Here is an 18,650-nt window from a genome sequence, read left to right on the forward strand (position 1 = left end):
TCCGCCACCGGTCTCATCGGTTGAGGCGCATGGAGTTGGTCACCACGATGAGTGAACTGAGCGACATGCCCGCTGCCGCCAGATAGGGGGGCAGCCAGCCGCAGGCCGCCAGCGGCAACACCAGCAGGTTGTAACCGATGGACCAGGCGAAGTTCTCGATGATGATCTTGCGGGTACGCATTGCCAGCACTCTGGCCTCGAGCAGTCGGCTCAGGTCATCGGCCAGCAGGATGGCATCGGCGCTGTTTTTCGCCAGATCGGTGCCACCAGCCATGGCAAACGAGGCGTGAGCGCCGGCCAGTACCGGGGCGTCGTTGATGCCATCGCCCACCATGATGCTGATATCCCCTTGGGCTTCCCGGGCCTTGAGGTAGGCCAGCTTGCCATCGGGTGAGACCCCCTTGACCAGCTCATCCACCCCCAGTTCCCGGGCAATCTCGTCTGCCTGCAAAGAGCTGTCGCCAGTCAGCACGGTAGTTTGCAGACCTGCTGCCTTGAATGCCGCGATCAGCGCCCTGGCATCGGGGCGCAGGGTATCTTCCAGATTGAAGCGGGCCAAGACCTGCTGCTCGTCGGCCAGATAGATAGCCAGACCGCGGCCGCGCTCTTGCGCCGGATCCAGCCCAAGCCAGCGGGCACTGCCGATGCGGTAGCGTACGCCATCCACCAGCGCTGTGATGCCGTGACCGATGACCGGTGTGATCTCGCGGGCGGATAGCAGCACACTGATACTGTCGGCAGGTAGCCGGAAGGCGCGAGCTATGGGGTGCTCGGATTGCGCCTCCATGGCCCGGGCGATGGCGAGGCATTGCGTCTCGTCCATCTCTGCCAAGGTGGTGGTGCCGGTCAGACTGATCTCACCTGTGGTCAGGGTGCCAGTCTTGTCCATCACGATCCGGTTGGCCTTGGTCAGCACGTCCAGCACATGACCACGGCGCAGCAGAATGCCGTTGCGGGTCAGATTGGCGGTGGCCGAGGTCAACGCCGTCGGGGTGGCCAGCGACAGGGCACAGGGGCAGGTGGCCACCAGCACGGCGAGGGTGACCCAGAACGCCTGATCCGGTTGATGGAAGTGCCAGAAGGTCCATACCGCGGCGGCAATGATCAGCAGCACCAGAATAAAGTGGCGCGACAGCTGATCCGCCATCTGGGCGATGGCTGGTTTGTCATCAAGAGCGTGATCCTGCAGCCGCATGATCTGGGCGATCCGCGACTCTTCGATACGGTGGCTGACCCGGATCTGCAGCGGCGCATCCGTGTTGATGGTGCCGGCATAGACCTGATCTCCGCGCTGTTTGAGCAGGGGCAGCTGTTCACCGGTCAGCATGGATTCGTTGAGGCTGGCTTGCCCTTCGACAATGATGCCGTCCGCCGGCAAGGTGGCGCCGGCCAGTACCCGCACCCGATCGCCGACCTGCAAGGTCTTGGCCGCTACATCATGTTCCCCTTCATCATCGATGCGGGTCGCCATGATGGGCACCAGTCTGGCCAGGTTGGAGCTCGATTCCGACGCCTTGCGCCGGGCCCGCAACTCGAGAAAGCGCCCCAGCAGCAGGAAGAAGACGAACATGGTGATGGAGTCGTAATAGACCTCACCGGTATTGAACACGGTGGCCCACATGGAGGCGATAAAAGCCCCGATCAGTGCCAGCGACACCGACACATCCATCGACAGGTGACCCTGTTTCAGGCTGCGCCAGGCACCCACGTAAAAGGGCTGGGCCGAGTAGATCATGATGGGGGTGGAAAGTAACAGGCTTATCCACTTGAAGTAGACCATGAACTCATCTTCAACGCTGATGAAGAGATCCATGTAGAGGGCCACGGCGCACATCATCACCTGCATTGAGCCCAGCCCTGCCAGTGCCAGCCGGAACATATAGCTACGCACCTCTTTGGCGTAGAGCGCCTCCTGTTGATGGGTCTGGAACGGGTAGGCACGATAGCCGATCTGGGCAAATCCCTTGAGGATGTCACTTAGGGAGAGCAGCTCCGGATCCCACTTGATGCGGGCCCGGTGGGTGGTGGTGTTGACATTGATGTAGCGCAGGCCCGTCAGTGTCATCAGGCGGCGTTCGATAAGCCAGGCACAGGCGGCGCAGGTGAGCCCTTCAACTGTCAGCTGGATTTCGCGAAGGGTACCGCTGTCGGTGACAAAATCCTGTTGCACTTCTGCCAGATCGTAGTGGGTGAGGGCGGCCAGCTCTTCGGGTACCAGATCTCCCTTGGTGCCGGGAGCGGTGCGGTGATCGTAGTAACTGGCGAGGCCGCACTCCATGATGGTTTCTGCCACCGCCTGACAACCGGGGCAGCACATAGGGCGAACAATCCCCTTTATCTCAAGGGCATAGCCACTATTGGCGGGTACCGGCTCGCCACAGTGAAAGCAGGGGGTCATGCGTTATGCCCCCCTGAATGCAGAATGCAAGCAGCAGGGGCGCTGGCGAGCACCGGCCCGCCACAGTGAGAACAGCCGGTCATGGCTTAGCGTCCTTTCGGGTCGAGTTCGACAGGGGCCAGGGTGGGCAGCTGGACGGTCTCTTGCAATCGCCACTCGTGGTCAAAGGCATCGACCCGAATGTGCCACTTGCCGACCAGCGGCTTGTCAAAATGGAGGCGATAGGTGCCGCTCGCATCGGCGGTGATCATGTGTTCGCTGTCCTGACCGGCCAAGGTCGGGTGGAACAATGAGAGATAGAGAGCTTGCCCGGCAGGAATGTCACCGCTGATGGGTTTGAGGGTCAGCTCGTTGCCGTCAACCTCCAGCCCAAAGCGGATATTGAGCGCTTCGGAGCGGTCAAACTTGCTCAAGTCCTGATTGATCTCTTTCCCTTGTTTGTAATAGTCCTCGGCCACCAGATTGACCCCATCCTTGCTGGCGATGATGGCGGTGGCGATACTGCCGACAACGGCGGCAGTGGGGAGGGCGATGATAAACCAGGGCCAGAATTGGCGATACCACGGTTTGGATAGAGGTTGGGTCATGATTGCTACTGCCATGAAACGAATGATTAACGTGGAAGATGGTTTTTACGCAACACAAGATAACAAAAAGCCTCGAGGAGTCGAGGCTTTTTGCTGTGTAATCACGTGTTTATCACATGTTACAACGTTACGGGCGAACCTTATTTGGCAGACTGTTGATGAGACAGGCTGTAAACGTAGGAGGCCAGCAGGTGAACCTTGTCCTCACCCAGAATGTCTTTCCAGGCTGGCATCACGCCGTGACGACCGTGGGTGATGGTTTGCACTACCACTTCGCGGGAGCCACCGTAGAGCCAGGTGTTGTTGGTCAGGTCTGGCGCACCGACGGCAATACCGCCCTTGGCATCGGCCCCGTGGCAGGCAGCGCAGATGGCAAAGCGTGCTTCACCTTTCTTCGCTTCCACCAGGTCGACCTTGCGACCGGAGAGGCTCAGCACATAGGAGGCCACTTCCTGAACGCCATCTTTGCCGAGGATTTCACCCCAGGCAGCCATGATCCCCTGACGACCGCCCATGATGGTGGTCTTGATTTGATCAGGCTGGCCGCCCCATTGCCATTCGCTGTCGGTCAGGTTCGGGAAACCGCGACCACCGCGGGCGTCAGAGCCGTGGCACTGGGAGCAGTTCTGCAGGAACAGACGCTGACCCACTTTCAGGGCTTCCGGATCCTTGGCGATCTCGGTGATGGCACGATAGGTTTTGCCATCCGCTTCGTAGGTGAGTTCACGGAACTTGGCGCCGTAGATCTCGTCAGCCTTGGCGACCTCGCGGTCATACTCCACTGCGCGACCTTCGGCCTTGGCCGATTCGGTTGCAGCCTTGGACTCGGCCAGCGAGCGCACGTCCTGGTTGGAACTTTGCCAGCCCAGCAGGCCTTTGAAGTTGCCAAGCCCCGGGAAGGCGATCAGATAGACCAGACCGGTGACGATGAAGAAGAGGAACATGTAAGTCCACCACTTCGGCAGCGGGTTGTTGATCTCCTCGATGCCATCGAAGGAGTGACCCATCGATTTACCTTCTTCAACACCCATCTTGTCCTTGCGGCACCACATCAGCAGCAAGAAGCAGCCGAGGATGGTTCCCAGACTGATGACAGTCACAAAAATGCTAAACAGAGTGCTCATTATTGTTTCGCTCCTGCGTTCTTTTTATCAGCACCGGGTTGCTCATCATCGGCAAAAACCAGATTGGCAGCCTCGTCGAAAGAGGTCTTGCGGCGTTTGCTGTAGGCCCAGACGATGATGCCAATCATGATGGCCATCAACAGCAGGGTATACAGACCGCGAAATGTGCCGTAGTCCATTTTCGCCTCCTTATTTCAGGGCATGACCCAGTGATTGCAGATAGGCCACCAGCGCATCCAGCTCAGTTTTGCCCTTGACGGCTTCGCCAGCACCCTGAATATCGGCGTCGGTATAGGGCACACCGAAGTGATCGCGGAACAGCGCCAGCTTCTTGGCGGTCATCTCACCGGTCAGCACATTGGTATCAAGCCAGGGGTAGGCGGGCATGTTGGATTCCGGTACCACATCGCGCGGGTTGATCAGGTGAACCTTGTGCCACTCGTCGGAGTAGCGGCCACCAACACGGGCCAGATCCGGACCAGTACGCTTGGAGCCCCACAGGAAGGGGTGCTCCCAGACGCTCTCACCGGCGACCGAGTAGTGACCGTAACGCTCGGTTTCGGCACGGAACGGACGGATCATCTGGCTGTGGCAGTTGGTGCAGCCTTCGCGAATGAAGATGTCGCGTCCTTCCATCTGCAGAGCGGTGTAGGGCTTGAGGCCCTCCACCGGCTCGGTGGTCTGCTTTTGGAAGAACAGCGGAGTGATTTCAACCAGGCCCCCCAGACTGATGGCGAAGATGATGCCGACCACCAGCATGGGAACGCTTTTTTCAAATATTTCGTGACGGTTATTGTTGCTCATGGGTTGACCTCTTCAATCATGCTGGCTGGGCGACAGGTTCCAGAGAACCTTTGGGCGCAGTGATGGTGCGATAGGCGTTGTAAGCCATCAGCAACATGCCGGTGACGAAGAAGCAGCCACCCAGGAAGCGCACGAAATAGAAGGGATAGGATGCCTGCAGCGCTTCAACGAAGCTGTAGGTCAGGGTGCCGTCTTCGTTGACTGCACGCCACATCAGGCCCTGCATCACGCCGGAAATCCACATGGCAACGATGTAGAGCACGGTGCCTACGGTCGCCAGCCAGAAGTGAACGTTGATCAGCTTGACGCTGTACATCCGGCCCTGGCCGAACAGGTTCGGGATCAGGTGATAAACCGCACCGATGGAGACCATGGCAACCCAGCCCAGCGCACCGGAGTGAACGTGACCAACGGTCCAGTCGGTGTAGTGGGAGAGGGCGTTGACGGTTTTGATCGCCATCATCGGGCCTTCGAAGGTCGACATGCCGTAGAAAGAGAGGGAGACGATCAGGAAGCGCAGGATGGGGTCATAACGCAGTTTGTGCCAGGCACCGGAGAGGGTCATGATGCCGTTGATCATGCCGCCCCAGGAGGGTACGAACAGGATCAGGGACATCACCATGCCCAGCGACTGAGCCCAGTCAGGCAGTGCGGTGTAGTGCAGGTGGTGCGGACCGGCCCAGATATAGAGGGAGATCAGCGCCCAGAAGTGCACGATGGAGAGGCGATAGGAGTAAACCGGACGACCGGCCTGCTTGGGCACGAAGTAGTACATCATCCCCAGGAAGCCGGCGGTCAGCAGGAAGCCTACCGCGTTGTGGCCATACCACCACTGCACCATGGCGTCCATGGCGCCGGAGTACATGGAGTAGGACTTCATGCCGGAGAGCGGCACTTCCATGTTGTTGACAATGTGCAGCACCGCAACGGTGATGATGAAGGCGCCGAAGAACCAGTTCGCCACATAGATGTGGGAGGTGGTGCGCTTCATCAGGGTGCCGAAGAAGACGATGGCATAGGCGACCCATACCACAGTGATGGCGATATCAATCGGCCACTCCAGCTCGGCATACTCCTTGGCGGAGGTGTAACCCAGCGGCAGAGAGATGGCGGCAGAGAGGATGATCGCTTGCCAGCCCCAGAAGACGAAGGTTGCCAGCGGGCCACCAAACAGTCTGGTTTGACAGGTGCGCTGAACCACGTAGAAGGAGGTGGCCATCAGTGCACTGACGCCGAAGGCGAAGATCACTGCGTTGGTATGGAGGGGCCGCAGACGACTGTAAGTCAGCCACGGGGTCTCGAAGTTGAGGGCAGGCCAGATCAACTGGGCTGCGATCAGTACGCCAACCGACATGCCGACAATTCCCCAGACAATCGTCATGACGGTAAACTGGCGAACAACGGTGTAGTTGTACTCAGGATGGTTAGTTGTATGGCTCATCGTTATATTCCGCTTCCGATGCTGCTGTTGTTTGGTTTTGTATCCGGAGGACCGGACTGGCTTCATCAGCCACCGCCGACCAGTTGTTAACATCTGTTAACGAAAGGAAAAGCAAAAGATGGCTAAATGAAAACTGCATGGGAATGATACTGAACTGACAGGTAAAATAACAGTATAAACAGTGATATATTTGGCTCCGTCCGGTCTCGATATGGCAGTTTTTTACCTTGTTCGAGATCACAAAAAACTATTTTAATTGCATCTTAATCGGGCTGTTTTTGATGAAAGAGAGACTTACCGCACGTAAAGTTTTGCACCTCGTACTGGTATTGGCGCTGTTATTGGCGCTGATGGCCTATCGCACCTGGTTTTCGGCCGATAACAGCGTCTCTGCTGACCAGAAAAAAGATCAGATTTGTGATCTTTCCCACACCCCTTGCAGCACGCTGATTGGTGACAAGCCGCTGACGGTTGCCATCAAGGAATTACCGCTGCGCGCCGAGCATGACTTTGCCATCGCTATTACCGGCGGCGATCCGGCCATCAAACCGGTGAAAGCGACACTCGAAGGCAAAGATATGTTTATGGGCACCATTCCGGTGAGTTTTGAAGAGATAGACGGACAGTGGCAGGGGGTGACCCAGGTGGGGAGTTGTACATCACCCGTCATGATCTGGTTGTTAAATATCGAGTGGAGTAATGGTCAACGCCAGCAATTGGCGCTTTCCGTTGCCCGGGAATAACGGCGCAAGAGGTGGGGAGTGGAAAAAATATTTGAAATTTCCCGGCCAGGCGTTACCTTCCCCAAACCATCAGGGAGTGAAGTTCATTTAATCATGATTGAAAAACAACCGTTTTATCGCACCCTCAACCAGCAGGCCAAGGCGCTGCTGGAGGGGGAAACCGATCTTATTGCCAATCTGGCCAACCTCTCCGCACTGCTTAATCAGGAGCTGGCGGAGATCAACTGGGTCGGTTTTTATCTGTTGCAGGGCGAGACCCTGGTATTAGGGCCATTTCAGGGCAAACCGGCCTGCGTGCGGATCCCGGTCGGCCGCGGGGTGTGTGGTACGGCAGTGGCAGAGGGGAGAACCCAGCTCATTGACGATGTCCACCAGTTCGACGGTCACATCGCTTGCGATGGCGCGAGCAACTCGGAAATCGTGATCCCGGTGCGCCGTGGTGGCGAGATCATCGGGGTACTCGATATCGACAGTCCGATTTTTAACCGTTTCGACCAGCAAGACCGGATTGGCCTCGAAGAAACGGTGCAAATTTTGGAAAGCATGCTCTAAGTCATTGCTAGATGGTTCGCAAAAGGCCCCAAGCTCTCTATAATGGGGCCTTTGTTGTGCTCGGGACGTGCCCGTGCGTTTATATGAAAGCCAAGGTTATACATGGAAAACACTGAGAAGCTGAAGAACAGTAAAGAGATCGTTGCCTACCTGGTCGAGAAATTCCCGGCCTGCTTCGTTGCTGAAGGAGAGGCCAAGCCGCTCAAGATTGGCATCTTCCAGGATTTGGCCGAGCGTCTTGCTGACGATGCCAGAGTCTCCAAGACCATGCTGCGTTCCGCACTGCGTCAATACACCTCCAGCTGGCGCTACCTGCACGGTCTCAAAGCTGGCCAGGCTCGCGTTGATCTGGATGGCAACCCGGGCGAACTGCTGACCGAAGAGCACATCGAGCACGCCAAGCAAGCTCTGAAAGAGAGCAAAGAGCGCGTATTCGCCAGCCGTCGTACCAATACCAAAGAGAAGGATGAGAAGGCCAAGAAGCCCCGTCGTCCTGCTGTGCGCAAAACCGAGAAAGCTGATGTAGCTGCCAAGCCGAAAGTTGCCACCAAGGCACCGGTCGCTGACGCTCCGCTGGTTAAAGTGGATGCCGCTACGCTGAAAGTGGGCCAGGATGTGCGCGTCGTTATGGGTAAATTCCCGGTTCCGGCAACCATCAAGGAAGTAACCAAGGACGATGTACAGGTCCAACTGCAGACCGGCATGATGGTGCGGGTCAAATCAGAGCACTTGGTTCTCTAAGGAGACAAATGTTGAAGCATGGCGTAATTCGTTTTTCCCTCGTTGCCTGTAGCCTGGCGCTTGCCGGGCTTGCACAGGCCATCGAGCCGGTGCTCAAGGAGAGTGATTTGCCTGTGTTGGCTCAAGAGAGCCAACATGCTACGGCCAGCAAGCGAATTACCAATTTGTTTACCCGCTCGCACTACAAACAGTTCAAGCTGGACGATGCCTTTTCCTCCGTGATTTTCGATAAATATCTGGAGAATCTGGACTACAGCCGCAACCTGTTTTTGGCCTCTGATATCAGCCGTTTTGAAAAGTACCGTAACGGTTTTGACACCGACCTCGAAAGAGGCCGTCTGGCTCCCGCCTACGAGATGTTCAACCTGAGTCAGCAGCGGCGTTATGAGCGGTTCGAATACGCCCTCAAACTGCTTGATACTCCTTTCGATTTTACCCAGACCGACAACTATGTGTTTGATCGGGAAGGGGCGGCTTGGCCCAAAGATGAAGCAGAGCTCAACGAGCTGTGGCGTCAGCGGGTCAAGTTCGATGCCCTGAGCCTCAAGCTCAGCGGCAAGGAGTGGCCCGAGATCAAGGAGCTGCTTGGCAAGCGTTACAACAACGCCATCAAGCGGATGTCCCAGACCGAGAGCGAGGATGTCTTCCAGCTCTTCATGAACTCCTTCGCTCGCGCCATCGAACCGCACACCAGTTACCTCTCACCGCGCAGTGCCGATCGTTTCAACACCGAGATGAACCTCTCGCTGGAGGGGATTGGTGCCGTGTTGCAGGCGGAAGATGACTTTACCGTCATCCGTTCTCTGGTGCCCGGTGGCCCGGCAGCCAAATCCAACCACCTCAAACCCGATGACAAGATCACCGGGGTAGGGCAGGAAGATGGCAAGATTGTCGATGTGATCGGCTGGCGTCTTGATGACGTGGTTGAGCTCATCAAGGGGCCCAAGGGGAGCAAGGTCAAGCTGGAGATCCAGCGCGGCAAGGGTGCAACCGCCAAGACCGAGCAGATCGAGCTGACCCGCGACAAGGTGCGCCTTGAAGACCGGGCTGCCAAGTCCAAGGTGATTAACGCCGAAGGCAAGAAGATTGGCGTCATCGAGATCCCGAGTTTCTACGTCAATCTGCACGATGACGTGATCAAGGAGCTCTCCAGCCTGAACAAGAAGAAGATCGATGGCTTGATCATCGATCTGCGCGGTAACGGCGGCGGCGCTCTGACTGAAGCTTCCGCCCTGAGCGGTCTCTTCTTTGCCAGCGGTCCCGTGGTGCAAATTCGTGATCACATGGGCCGTATCACGGTCAATGGCGATGACGATGGCAACGTCTACTACGGCGGGCCCATGTCGGTGATGATCGACCGATACAGTGCCTCGGCCTCCGAGATCTTCGCTGCCGCCATGCAGGATTATGGCCGCGCGTTGATTCTGGGTGAAAACTCGTTCGGCAAGGGGACGGTGCAGCAGCATCGCAGTCTCGCCAAGGTCTATGACTTCTACGAGCAGCCGCTGGGTCACGTGCAGTACACCATCGCCAAGTTCTACCGGATCGACGGTGGCAGCACCCAGAACAAGGGCGTTGCGCCGGATATCAGCTTCCCGACACCGGTTGCTCCGGAAGAGACGGGCGAAAGCCGTGAGTTCAATGCGTTGCCGTGGGATAAGATTGCCTCCGCCAACTACGAGAAACTCGGCAACTTCGCCAGCGTACTGCCCAAGTTGCAGGCGGCGCACGATGCCCGGATCGCCAAGGATCCCGAGTTTGCCTATGTGATGCAGGACATCGCCGACTACAAGGAGGAGAAAGACAAAAAGTCGGTCTCCCTCAACGAGGCGGAGCGTGTTGCAGAGCAGGCGAAACAGGATGAGAAAGCGCTCAAACGTACCAACGAGCGTCTGGCACGTATTGGCAAGCCGGCGGTGAAGAGTCTGGATGAACTGCCCGCTGATTTTGAAGCGCCCGATGAGTATCTCATCGAAGCGGCCAATATCACTGCGGATCTGGCCAAGGTCAGCAAACGCAGCTGACAAGGCACCTCCAATGCACAAGGGCGACTGCGGTCGCCCTTTCTTTTTGTCTGGCGTATCTGACGTAATGCAAATTGTTTGACCCCGCCAGTTGGTTGTGACAGCCTCTTTCTCGCCTTTAACAAGCGTGGAAGCAGACAATAATGACCGATCACTCCCAGGCCATGACGGCCAAATATCGCCAGGATTATCAGGCGCCGCTCTACTGGATCGACACCATCGACCTCGATTTCCAACTGCAGGAACCACTGACCCAGGTCACCGCCATCACCCGCATTCGTCGCAACGGTGAGCACAATGCGCCGCTGATCCTCGATGGTGAACAGCTGACTCTCAAGAGCGTTGCCATCGATGGCATTCCCTGTGACCACTACGAGCAAGGCGAGAGCAGTCTGACCCTGTTCAACCTGCCTGCCGAATGTGTACTGACCATCGTCACCCTGCTGGATCCGGCTGCCAACACCGCGCTGGAAGGGCTTTACAAGTCTGGCGATGCCTACTGCACCCAGTGTGAAGCGGAGGGCTTTCGCCGCATTACCTATTATCTGGACCGCCCCGACATTCTGGCGCGTTACAGCACCCGCATTACCGCCGACAAAGCTCAGTTCCCCTTCCTGCTCTCCAACGGCAACAAGGTCGATAGCGGTGATCTGGATGGCGGCCGGCATTTCGTGCAGTGGCAGGATCCGTTTCCCAAACCCAGCTACCTGTTTGCGCTGGTGGCCGGTGATTTCGATGTGGAGCGCAGCCACTACACCACCAAAAGCGGCCGCAAGGTGTCCCTCGAGATCTTCGTCGACAAGGGCAACCTCGATCGCGCCGGTTTTGCCATGGAGAGTCTCATCAACTCCATGCGCTGGGACGAACAGCGTTTTGGCCTCGAGTATGATCTCGACATCTACATGATCGTTGCGGTGGACTTCTTCAATATGGGCGCCATGGAGAACAAGGGGCTCAACATCTTCAACTCCAAGTTCGTGCTGGCCAATCCGGCCACCGCTACCGATGGCGACTACCACGGTATCGAACGGGTGATCGGTCACGAATATTTCCACAACTGGACCGGCAACCGCGTCACCTGTCGTGACTGGTTCCAGCTCAGTCTGAAAGAGGGGCTGACAGTGTTCCGGGATCAGGAGTTCTCCTCCGACCTGGGCTCCCGTGGCGTCAACCGCATCAACAACGTGCGTACCGTCCGCGGCCCGCAGTTTGCGGAAGATGCCGGCCCCATGGCACACCCGATCCGCCCGGATGTGGTGATCGAGATGAACAACTTCTACACCCTCACCGTCTACGAGAAGGGGTCGGAAGTGATCCGCATGATGCACACCCTGCTGGGGGAAGATGCCTTCCAGGCTGGTATGCGTCTCTACTTCGAGCGTCACGACGGCTCGGCCGCTACTTGCGATGATTTCGTGCAGGCGATGGAGGATGCGTCCGGTGTCGACCTCGGTCGTTTCCGCCGCTGGTACAGCCAGTCCGGCACCCCCGAGCTGACCGTGACCGACGAGTATGATGCCGCCAGCGGTATCTATCGCCTCCATGTCAGCCAGAACACCCCGCCGACCCAGGATCAACCGCAGAAGCTGCCGCTGCATATCCCCCTCGATATCGAGCTATATGACGAGCAGGGTGCCGTCATTGCGCTGCAGTATCAGGGCAAGGCCATCGGTAACGTGCTCGATGTGCTGGAAGCGGAGCAGACCTTCGAATTCGATCAAGTGCCGGTCAAACCGGTTCCCTCCCTGCTGCGGGACTTCTCTGCGCCGGTCAAGCTGCACTATGACTACAGCGACGAAGCGCTCGCCTTCCTGATGCGCTTTGCCCGCAACGAGTTTGCCCGCTGGGATGCGGCCCAGATGCTGATCAACAAGGCGGTCATCGACGGGGTGGCACGGGTCCAGCACGGGCAGGGGGTTGAGCTCTCCCAAACCCTGCTGTCCGCATTCGTCGCCATTCTGGACGACAGTGAACTGGATTTGGCCCTCAAGGCGGAGATCCTGGCGCTGCCCGGTGAGGCGACCCTGGCCGAGCTGTTCGAGGTGGCCGATATCGATGCCATCCATCAGGTGCGCGACGCGATCCACACCCGTCTTGCCGAGGCCTTTGGCGTGCGCTTGGCGGCAACCTATCAGAGTCTGCGTCTGAACGGTTATCAGGTGGTGCATGCCGACATGGCCAAGCGGGCCCTCAAAGGGGTCGTGCTCGGCTATCTGGCGGCTCTGGATGCGGAGCATGCCGATGAGCTGGTGCGCGAGCAGTATGCAACTGCCGACAACATGACCGACACCCTGGCGGCGTTGCAGGTGGCCAATGGCTATCTGTTGCCATGCCGCGCCGCGCTGCTGGCCGATTTTGAAGGCAAGTGGGCCAAGGATGGACTGGTGCTGGACAACTGGCTGCGGCTGATTGGCAGCAAACCGGCTGCCGATGTGCTGAGTGAAGTGAAGCAGGCAATGAATCATCCTACCTTCAGCATTCGCAACCCGAACCGGCTGCGGGCGCTGATCGGCAGCTTCGCCATGAGCAATCAGGTGCAGTTCCATGCGGTGGATGGCAGCGGTTACCGCTTCCTGACTGATCTGCTGATCGAGCTCAACGAAGTCAATCCGCAGGTGGCCTCCCGCCTCATCACGCCGCTTATCCAGTTCAAGCGACTGGATGAGGCGCGCAAGGCGCTGATCCGCGCCGAGCTGACCCGCCTTGCCAACCTTGAGGGGCTGGCTCGGGATCTGTTCGAGAAGGTCAGCAAGGCGCTGCAGCAGTAAGTGTCGACGGGGCAGGGGCGTTAACGCGCCTGCCTCTATTGCGTGATTTGTCGTGTGATCAGGAGCAAGCGTGAAGCAGTTTACTTTTCGGCTCTCATTGAATAGCGATGAGGTGATGCTGATGTATCAGGGCCATGCCAGACGGCTGGTGGTGCGCAGCGAACAGGGATTGACCCTGGAACTTGGCATAGAAAAAATACGCCCCTTTGTCGCCATCAATGGTGTGCATGGCTACTTTCGGCTGAAAACCCAGGACGATTACCGCTTTATCAGTCTCGAACGCATAAATTAACAAAAATCGAACAGATTACCGACTGTTTATCTGCTTTATGTCACTATCTATCCGGTAAACTGGCACAAAGGTAGTGGGAATTTCTGTATTTTTGGTTTTTTACAAAATTTCTTATAGTTTAAGCCGTGATCTGCACCTTGTTTTTAACATCTCGTTATCACCTTTCCTCGCCTTCCCTTAGCCAAGCCATTACACTTCGCAACAACTCTGCACCAGCGGGTAACCAGGGTGGTTGCCTCTGCGTCGGTGGTTAATGTCGTCCGATAAGGAATATAAAAATGGCATTGAAAGACGCCCCTACCTCAGTTCTGCTCGAAAACGTTCTCAGCCTGATCCATCAGAAGTTGCCCAAAAACAGTGCCTCTCTGGTCGAGCGCTTCGTTGCCAAGTTCTACGGCAACATGGCGAGCTCCGATCTGCACGATCGCAATGACAGCGATCTCTACGGCGCGGCCCTGAGCCTGTGGAATGCCCTCAATCAGCGCAGCGGTACCGATCCCTACATCCGGGTCTACAATCCCGAGCTGACCCGTCACGGCTGGCAATCGCCCCATACCATCGTCGAGGTGATCCTGCAGGACTCCCCCTTCCTGGTCGACTCCATCCGGATGGCGCTCAAGCGACTCAATATCACCGCCCACATGATGCTGCACCAACCGCTGCACCTCATTCGCGGTGCGGATGGCAAGATTGACGCCATTCTGGAGCTCGACAACACCGACGGGCAGACCTCGGTTGAAACGGCCTTCCTTATCGAGATCGATCACCTCACCAGCGAGGAGCAGATGGCCGCGCTTGCTGCCGAGCTCAACTCGGTGGCCGGTGAAGTGGCGCTGGCAGTCGGCGACTGGCAGCCCATGCTGGCCAAGCTCAATGAGATCATCGACGAACTTCCCAAGCGCAAGCACCCGGTCAGCAAGGAGGAGGTGGCCTCCTGCGTTGCTTTCCTTAAATGGGTGGCTGCCCACAACTTCACCCTGATGGGGTATCGCCGTTACGACGTCAAGGCGGTGGAGGGGGATCACGAGATCCTGCCGCAGGCGAGCTCCAGTCTGGGGCTGATGAAGAACTCCATCAAGGAGGTGGGCCAGCGCCTTGGCAACATGCCTGCCAGCGCCCGTCATGCCGCTCTGAGTTCTGACCTGCTGATCCTCACCAAATCCAACAGCAAGTCCCGGGTGCACCGTCCGGCTTATGTGGATTACATCGGCATCAAGCGCTTTGACGAGCATGGCAAGGTGATCGGGGAAGATCGCTTCATCGGTCTCTACGCCTCTTCCATCTACAACACCAGCGCGACCCAGATCCCGCTCATCAGCCATCGTCTCGAACGCATCATGGCTGCCTCCGGTCACGAGAAGGGCTCCCACGCCTACAAGGCGCTGCTGAACGTATTGGAAACCTATCCCCGTGACGAACTGATCCAGGCTCGTGAAGAGGAGCTGTTGGCCACCGGTCTTGGGGTGCTGGAGATGCAGGAGCGGGACATGTTGCGGCTGTTCGTGCGTCGTGATGTCTACGGTCGCTTCTTCTCTTGCATGGTCTATGTCACCAAGGAGCGCTACAACACGGCGCTGCGGATCAAGACCCAGCAAATTTTACAGAAGTATTTTGGCAGCAACGAAGAGGTGGAGTTTAACGTCTACTTCACCGAGGGCGTGCTGGCGCGGACCCACTACATAGTGCGGGTCAACAACAACAACGTGGATGTGGATGTGAACGAAGTACAGAACAACCTGATTGAAGCGGCCCGCAGCTGGGATGACCGACTCGACTCCGTGCTGCTCTCCCACTATGGCGAGGCCCGTGGCAACGAGCTGCGCCGCCGTTTCAGCACCGCCTTCCCCCGTGCTTACAAGGAAGATGTGCTGCCGGGCTCTGCTGTGGCCGACATCATGGCGCTCGATAACCTGAGCGAAGCCGAGCCGCTGGGCATGCTGTTCTACCGCGCGCAGGAGGAGGAGAACGATCGTCGGGTACGGCTCAAGTTGTTCCATCGCACCGAACCCATTCACCTCTCCGATGTGCTGCCGATGCTGGAGAACATGGGACTGCGGGTGATCGGCGAGACCCCGTATCAGGTTCGCACTCCGGGGGGCGATCTGTTCTGGATCCTCGACTTCTCCATGCTGCTGCATGGCGAGCAGCCCTTTGATCTGGCCCAGAGCCAGCAGCGCTTCCAGCAGGCGTTTGCTGCCATCTGGAACAAGCAGCTGGAAGATGATGGCTTCAACCGGCTGGTATTGGGGGCGGGTCTCACTGGCCGTCAGGTGTCGGTGCTGCGAGCCTATGCCAAATACATGCGCCAGACTGGCGTATCCTTCAGCCAGTCCTATATCGAAGAGACCCTGACCCGCTACCCCGATATCGCCCAACTGCTGTTTACCCTGTTCGAACAGCGCCTAGATCCTGCCAGCAAGCAGGACGCAAAGGTACAGGCCAAGCTGCACGAGGAGCTTGCCGCCAAGTTGGATCAGGTGGCCAACCTCGATGACGATCGCATCATTCGCCGCTATGTGGAGATGATCGACGCTACCCTGCGCACCAACTACTACCAGCTGGACAAGGCGGGCAACATCAAGCCCTACATCTCCTTCAAACTGGCGCCCTCCAGCATCACCGACATGCCGCTGCCGCTGCCGAAATTCGAGATCTTCGTCTACTCGCCGCGGGTGGAAGGGTTACATTTGCGCTGGGGTAAAGTGGCTCGTGGCGGTCTGCGCTGGTCCGATCGAAAAGAGGACTTCCGCACCGAAGTGCTGGGTCTGGTGAAAGCCCAGCAGGTCAAGAACACCGTCATTGTGCCGGTGGGTGCCAAGGGCGGCTTCTACTGCAAGCAGATGCCGGTGGGGGCAACTCGCGCCGTCATTCAGGAAGAGGGCAAGGCCTGTTATCGCCTGTTTATTCGCGGCCTGCTCGATGTGACCGACAACATCATCGGCGGCGAGGTGATCCCGCCCAAATCCGTGGTGCGCCACGACGAGGATGACTACTACTTGGTGGTTGCCGCCGACAAGGGCACTGCCACCTTCTCCGACATCGCCAACGAAATAAGCCTCGAATACGGTCACTGGCTTGGCGATGCGTTCGCCTCCGGAGGCTCGGTTGGTTACGACCACAAGAAGATGGGCATCACCGCCCGCGGGGCCTGGGAGTCGGTCAAGCGCCACTTCCGCGAGATCGGCGTCAACTGCCAGACCACAGATTTTACCTGCGTCGGGATCGGCGACATGGCCGGCGACGTGTTCGGCAACGGCATGCTGCTCTCCGAGCACACCCGGCTGGTGGGTGCGTTCAACCACATGCACATCTTCGTTGACCCCACTCCGGATGCGGCCAAGAGCTTTGTCGAACGCCAGCGCCTGTTCGATTTGCCGGGTTCCAGCTGGGATGACTACAACCGCGAGCTGATATCACAAGGGGGCGGCATCTTCCTGCGCTCTGCCAAGTCCATCAAGCTGAGCCCCGAGATGCAGACACTACTCGGCACTAACAAGGCCAGCATGGCGCCGAACGAGCTGATCAAGGCGCTGCTCTGCCTCAATGTCGATCTGCTGTGGAACGGCGGCATTGGCACCTATGTGAAGAGCGCTCGCGAGAGCGATGGGGAAGTGGGCGATCGCAGCAATGACGCATTGCGGGTCAATGGTCGCGATTTGCGGGCACGTATCGTGGGTGAGGGGGGCAACCTCGGCTTTACCCAGCTTGGTCGGGTGGAGTACGCCAGCCAGGGCGGTCGCATCAATACCGATTTTACCGACAATGTGGGGGGGGTGGATTGCTCTGATAACGAGGTGAACATCAAGATCCTGCTGAACCAATTGGTGGCGGCAGGTGATCTGACCCTCAAGCAGCGTAACCAGATGCTGTATGAGATGACCGACGACGTGGCGCAGATCGTGATCACCAACGCCTATCGCCAGTCCCAGTCTATCTCGGTCACCAGCTTCCGCGGCTCTGAACAACTGAAAGAGCAGCAGCGCTTTATTCAGGGGCTGGAGCGGGAGGGCAAGCTCGACCGTGCGCTGGAGTTCCTGCCATCCGATGAGGAGCTCTCTGAACGGATGGCGGCAGGGCAGGGGCTGACCCGCCCCGAACTGGCAGTGCTGGTGGCTTACGGCAAGATGGTGCTGAAAGAGCAGCTCAACTGCCCGGAAGTGACCGACGAGCCCTTCCTCGCCAGCATGCTGGTCACCAGCTTCCCGGCCAAGGTGCAGCAGCAGTTTGGTACCCAGCTGGCCGATCACCCGCTACGCGGCGAGATCATCGCTACCCGTGTGGCCAACATGTTGGTCAATGACATGGGGCTCAACTTCGCCAGCCGGATGAAGGACGAGACCGGTGCCTCGGTCGCCGAAGTGGCCTGCTGCTTTGCCATGGCCCGCGAAGTGTTTGGCATGAACCAGCTGTGGCGTGATATCGAAGGGTGCGACAACCTGGTTGATGCCCAGACTCAGCTCGAGCTGATGTTCTACAGCCGCCGCATTGTGCGCCGAGCCACCCGCTGGTTCCTGCGCGCCCGCAATCGCAGCTGGAGCATCAGCGAGAACATCGCCTTCTTCCGTCCGGCGTTCGAGACCTTAGGGAAGCACCTCTACGAGGTGATGGATGAGAGCGAAGTCGCCGAGCATCGTCAGGCTGTTGCCAAGTGGATGGAGAAACAGGTGCCGGAGGCCATTGCCCGTCAGGTCGCCCATATGAGCAGCCTCTTCTCCAGCCTGGATCTGGCGCAGATTGCCGCGGAGCACAAGACCGATATCCTGCGTGCCGCCAATGTCTACTATCGCCTCGGGGCCAAACTGGATCTGCACTGGTTCCTCGACCAGATCAACCATCAGCCGGTCGGCAACCACTGGCAGGCGATGGCGCGAGCCTCCTTCCGCGAAGATCTGGACTGGCAGCAACGCAGTCTCACTTCTGTGGTACTGGAAGGGTGCAAAGATCAGGGAGAATGCGCTACCATACTGGCCGACTGGATTTCGGAGCATGAGCAACTCTTGTCCCGTTGGACCCACATGTTGGCCGACTTCAAGACCACCAGTACCCACGAGTTCGCCAAGTTCTCGGTGGCCTTGCGAGAGTTGAACCTGCTCCAGTTGAATTGTCGGGCACTTTAATTGCCAGATTAAGGCATGACACCGACATTACACCCAAAGCCCCGGCCAGTTGCCGGGGC

At 58.0% G+C, this 18,650-nt stretch carries 13 protein-coding genes; 7 read left to right on the plus strand and 6 right to left on the minus strand.

The window, feature by feature from the left end; translation table 11 throughout:
- Window positions 1-13: 13 nt before the first annotated feature.
- The 6 genes from ACB042_RS04055 to ccoN form a co-directional block, all read right to left on the minus strand.
- The gene (locus ACB042_RS04055) at window positions 14-2,398 is read right to left on the minus strand and encodes a heavy metal translocating P-type ATPase (protein WP_371177858.1); all 2,385 of its coding nucleotides are present in this window, start codon (window positions 2,396-2,398) and stop codon (window positions 14-16) included.
- An 86-nt stretch (window positions 2,399-2,484) separates the two neighbouring features.
- Window positions 2,485-2,985 carry a FixH family protein gene (locus ACB042_RS04060; protein WP_043820362.1) on the minus strand — a complete coding sequence of 167 codons (501 nt, stop codon included), beginning with the start codon at window positions 2,983-2,985 and terminating at the stop codon, window positions 2,485-2,487.
- A 140-nt stretch (window positions 2,986-3,125) separates the two neighbouring features.
- Window positions 3,126-4,109 (minus strand): cytochrome-c oxidase, cbb3-type subunit III, encoded by a 984-nt coding sequence (gene ccoP / locus ACB042_RS04065; RefSeq protein ID WP_005351929.1) that lies wholly within the window; start codon window positions 4,107-4,109, stop codon window positions 3,126-3,128.
- Complete coding sequence (locus ACB042_RS04070; protein WP_005336620.1) at window positions 4,109-4,288, minus strand: CcoQ/FixQ family Cbb3-type cytochrome c oxidase assembly chaperone; 180 nt, start codon at window positions 4,286-4,288, stop codon at window positions 4,109-4,111. The genes ccoP and ACB042_RS04070 overlap by 1 nt, the downstream gene beginning before the upstream one ends.
- A gap of 10 nt (window positions 4,289-4,298) precedes the next feature.
- Window positions 4,299-4,913 (minus strand): cytochrome-c oxidase, cbb3-type subunit II, encoded by a 615-nt coding sequence (gene ccoO, locus ACB042_RS04075; protein ID WP_005336618.1) that lies wholly within the window; start codon window positions 4,911-4,913, stop codon window positions 4,299-4,301.
- A 16-nt stretch (window positions 4,914-4,929) separates the two neighbouring features.
- A complete protein-coding gene (ccoN, locus tag ACB042_RS04080; protein WP_005336616.1) occupies window positions 4,930-6,354 on the minus strand; it encodes a cytochrome-c oxidase, cbb3-type subunit I in 1,425 nt (474 codons plus the stop codon).
- Between the two features lie 281 nt (window positions 6,355-6,635).
- Here ccoN and ACB042_RS04085 point away from each other — a divergent pair, with 281 nt between their 5' ends.
- The 7 genes from ACB042_RS04085 (at window position 6,636) to ACB042_RS04115 (ending at window position 18,591) form a co-directional block, all read left to right on the plus strand.
- On the plus strand, window positions 6,636-7,097 hold the full coding sequence (locus ACB042_RS04085) for a hypothetical protein (protein WP_236317541.1): 462 nt from the start codon (window positions 6,636-6,638) through the stop codon (window positions 7,095-7,097).
- A gap of 93 nt (window positions 7,098-7,190) precedes the next feature.
- Window positions 7,191-7,649: a GAF domain-containing protein gene (locus tag ACB042_RS04090; protein WP_005360536.1), complete on the plus strand. Its 459-nt coding sequence runs from the start codon at window positions 7,191-7,193 to the stop codon at window positions 7,647-7,649.
- A gap of 102 nt (window positions 7,650-7,751) precedes the next feature.
- Complete coding sequence (gene proQ, locus ACB042_RS04095; RefSeq protein WP_279504740.1) at window positions 7,752-8,390, plus strand: RNA chaperone ProQ; 639 nt, start codon at window positions 7,752-7,754, stop codon at window positions 8,388-8,390.
- An 8-nt stretch (window positions 8,391-8,398) separates the two neighbouring features.
- The gene (prc, locus tag ACB042_RS04100; RefSeq protein ID WP_371177859.1) at window positions 8,399-10,414 is read left to right on the plus strand and encodes a carboxy terminal-processing peptidase; all 2,016 of its coding nucleotides are present in this window, start codon (window positions 8,399-8,401) and stop codon (window positions 10,412-10,414) included.
- A 143-nt stretch (window positions 10,415-10,557) separates the two neighbouring features.
- The gene (gene pepN / locus ACB042_RS04105; RefSeq protein ID WP_335873235.1) at window positions 10,558-13,182 is read left to right on the plus strand and encodes an aminopeptidase N; all 2,625 of its coding nucleotides are present in this window, start codon (window positions 10,558-10,560) and stop codon (window positions 13,180-13,182) included.
- A 70-nt stretch (window positions 13,183-13,252) separates the two neighbouring features.
- On the plus strand, window positions 13,253-13,474 hold the full coding sequence (locus ACB042_RS04110; RefSeq protein WP_005351919.1) for a DUF2835 family protein: 222 nt from the start codon (window positions 13,253-13,255) through the stop codon (window positions 13,472-13,474).
- Window positions 13,475-13,752: 278 nt separating this feature from the next.
- The gene (locus ACB042_RS04115) at window positions 13,753-18,591 is read left to right on the plus strand and encodes an NAD-glutamate dehydrogenase (RefSeq protein WP_371177860.1); all 4,839 of its coding nucleotides are present in this window, start codon (window positions 13,753-13,755) and stop codon (window positions 18,589-18,591) included.
- The last annotated feature ends 59 nt before the right edge of the window (window positions 18,592-18,650 follow it).

The sequence above is a fragment of the Aeromonas sp. S13(2024) genome (genome assembly GCF_041402405.1).
GTDB classification, from domain to species: domain Bacteria; phylum Pseudomonadota; class Gammaproteobacteria; order Enterobacterales; family Aeromonadaceae; genus Aeromonas; species Aeromonas veronii.

Coding starts and splice junctions, on each gene's coding strand:
- ACB042_RS04070 (WP_005336620.1), bottom strand. CDS start 4,288: ATGGACTACGGCACATTTCGCGGTCTGTATACCCTGCTGTTGATGGCC.
- pepN (WP_335873235.1), top strand. CDS start 10,558: ATGACCGATCACTCCCAGGCCATGACGGCCAAATATCGCCAGGATTAT.
- ACB042_RS04115 (WP_371177860.1), top strand. CDS start 13,753: ATGGCATTGAAAGACGCCCCTACCTCAGTTCTGCTCGAAAACGTTCTC.
- ccoO (WP_005336618.1), bottom strand. CDS start 4,913: ATGAGCAACAATAACCGTCACGAAATATTTGAAAAAAGCGTTCCCATG.
- ccoP (WP_005351929.1), bottom strand. CDS start 4,109: ATGAGCACTCTGTTTAGCATTTTTGTGACTGTCATCAGTCTGGGAACC.
- ACB042_RS04060 (WP_043820362.1), bottom strand. CDS start 2,985: ATGACCCAACCTCTATCCAAACCGTGGTATCGCCAATTCTGGCCCTGG.
- prc (WP_371177859.1), top strand. CDS start 8,399: ATGTTGAAGCATGGCGTAATTCGTTTTTCCCTCGTTGCCTGTAGCCTG.
- ACB042_RS04090 (WP_005360536.1), top strand. CDS start 7,191: ATGATTGAAAAACAACCGTTTTATCGCACCCTCAACCAGCAGGCCAAG.
- ccoN (WP_005336616.1), bottom strand. CDS start 6,354: ATGAGCCATACAACTAACCATCCTGAGTACAACTACACCGTTGTTCGC.
- proQ (WP_279504740.1), top strand. CDS start 7,752: ATGGAAAACACTGAGAAGCTGAAGAACAGTAAAGAGATCGTTGCCTAC.
- ACB042_RS04055 (WP_371177858.1), bottom strand. CDS start 2,398: ATGACCCCCTGCTTTCACTGTGGCGAGCCGGTACCCGCCAATAGTGGC.
- ACB042_RS04085 (WP_236317541.1), top strand. CDS start 6,636: ATGAAAGAGAGACTTACCGCACGTAAAGTTTTGCACCTCGTACTGGTA.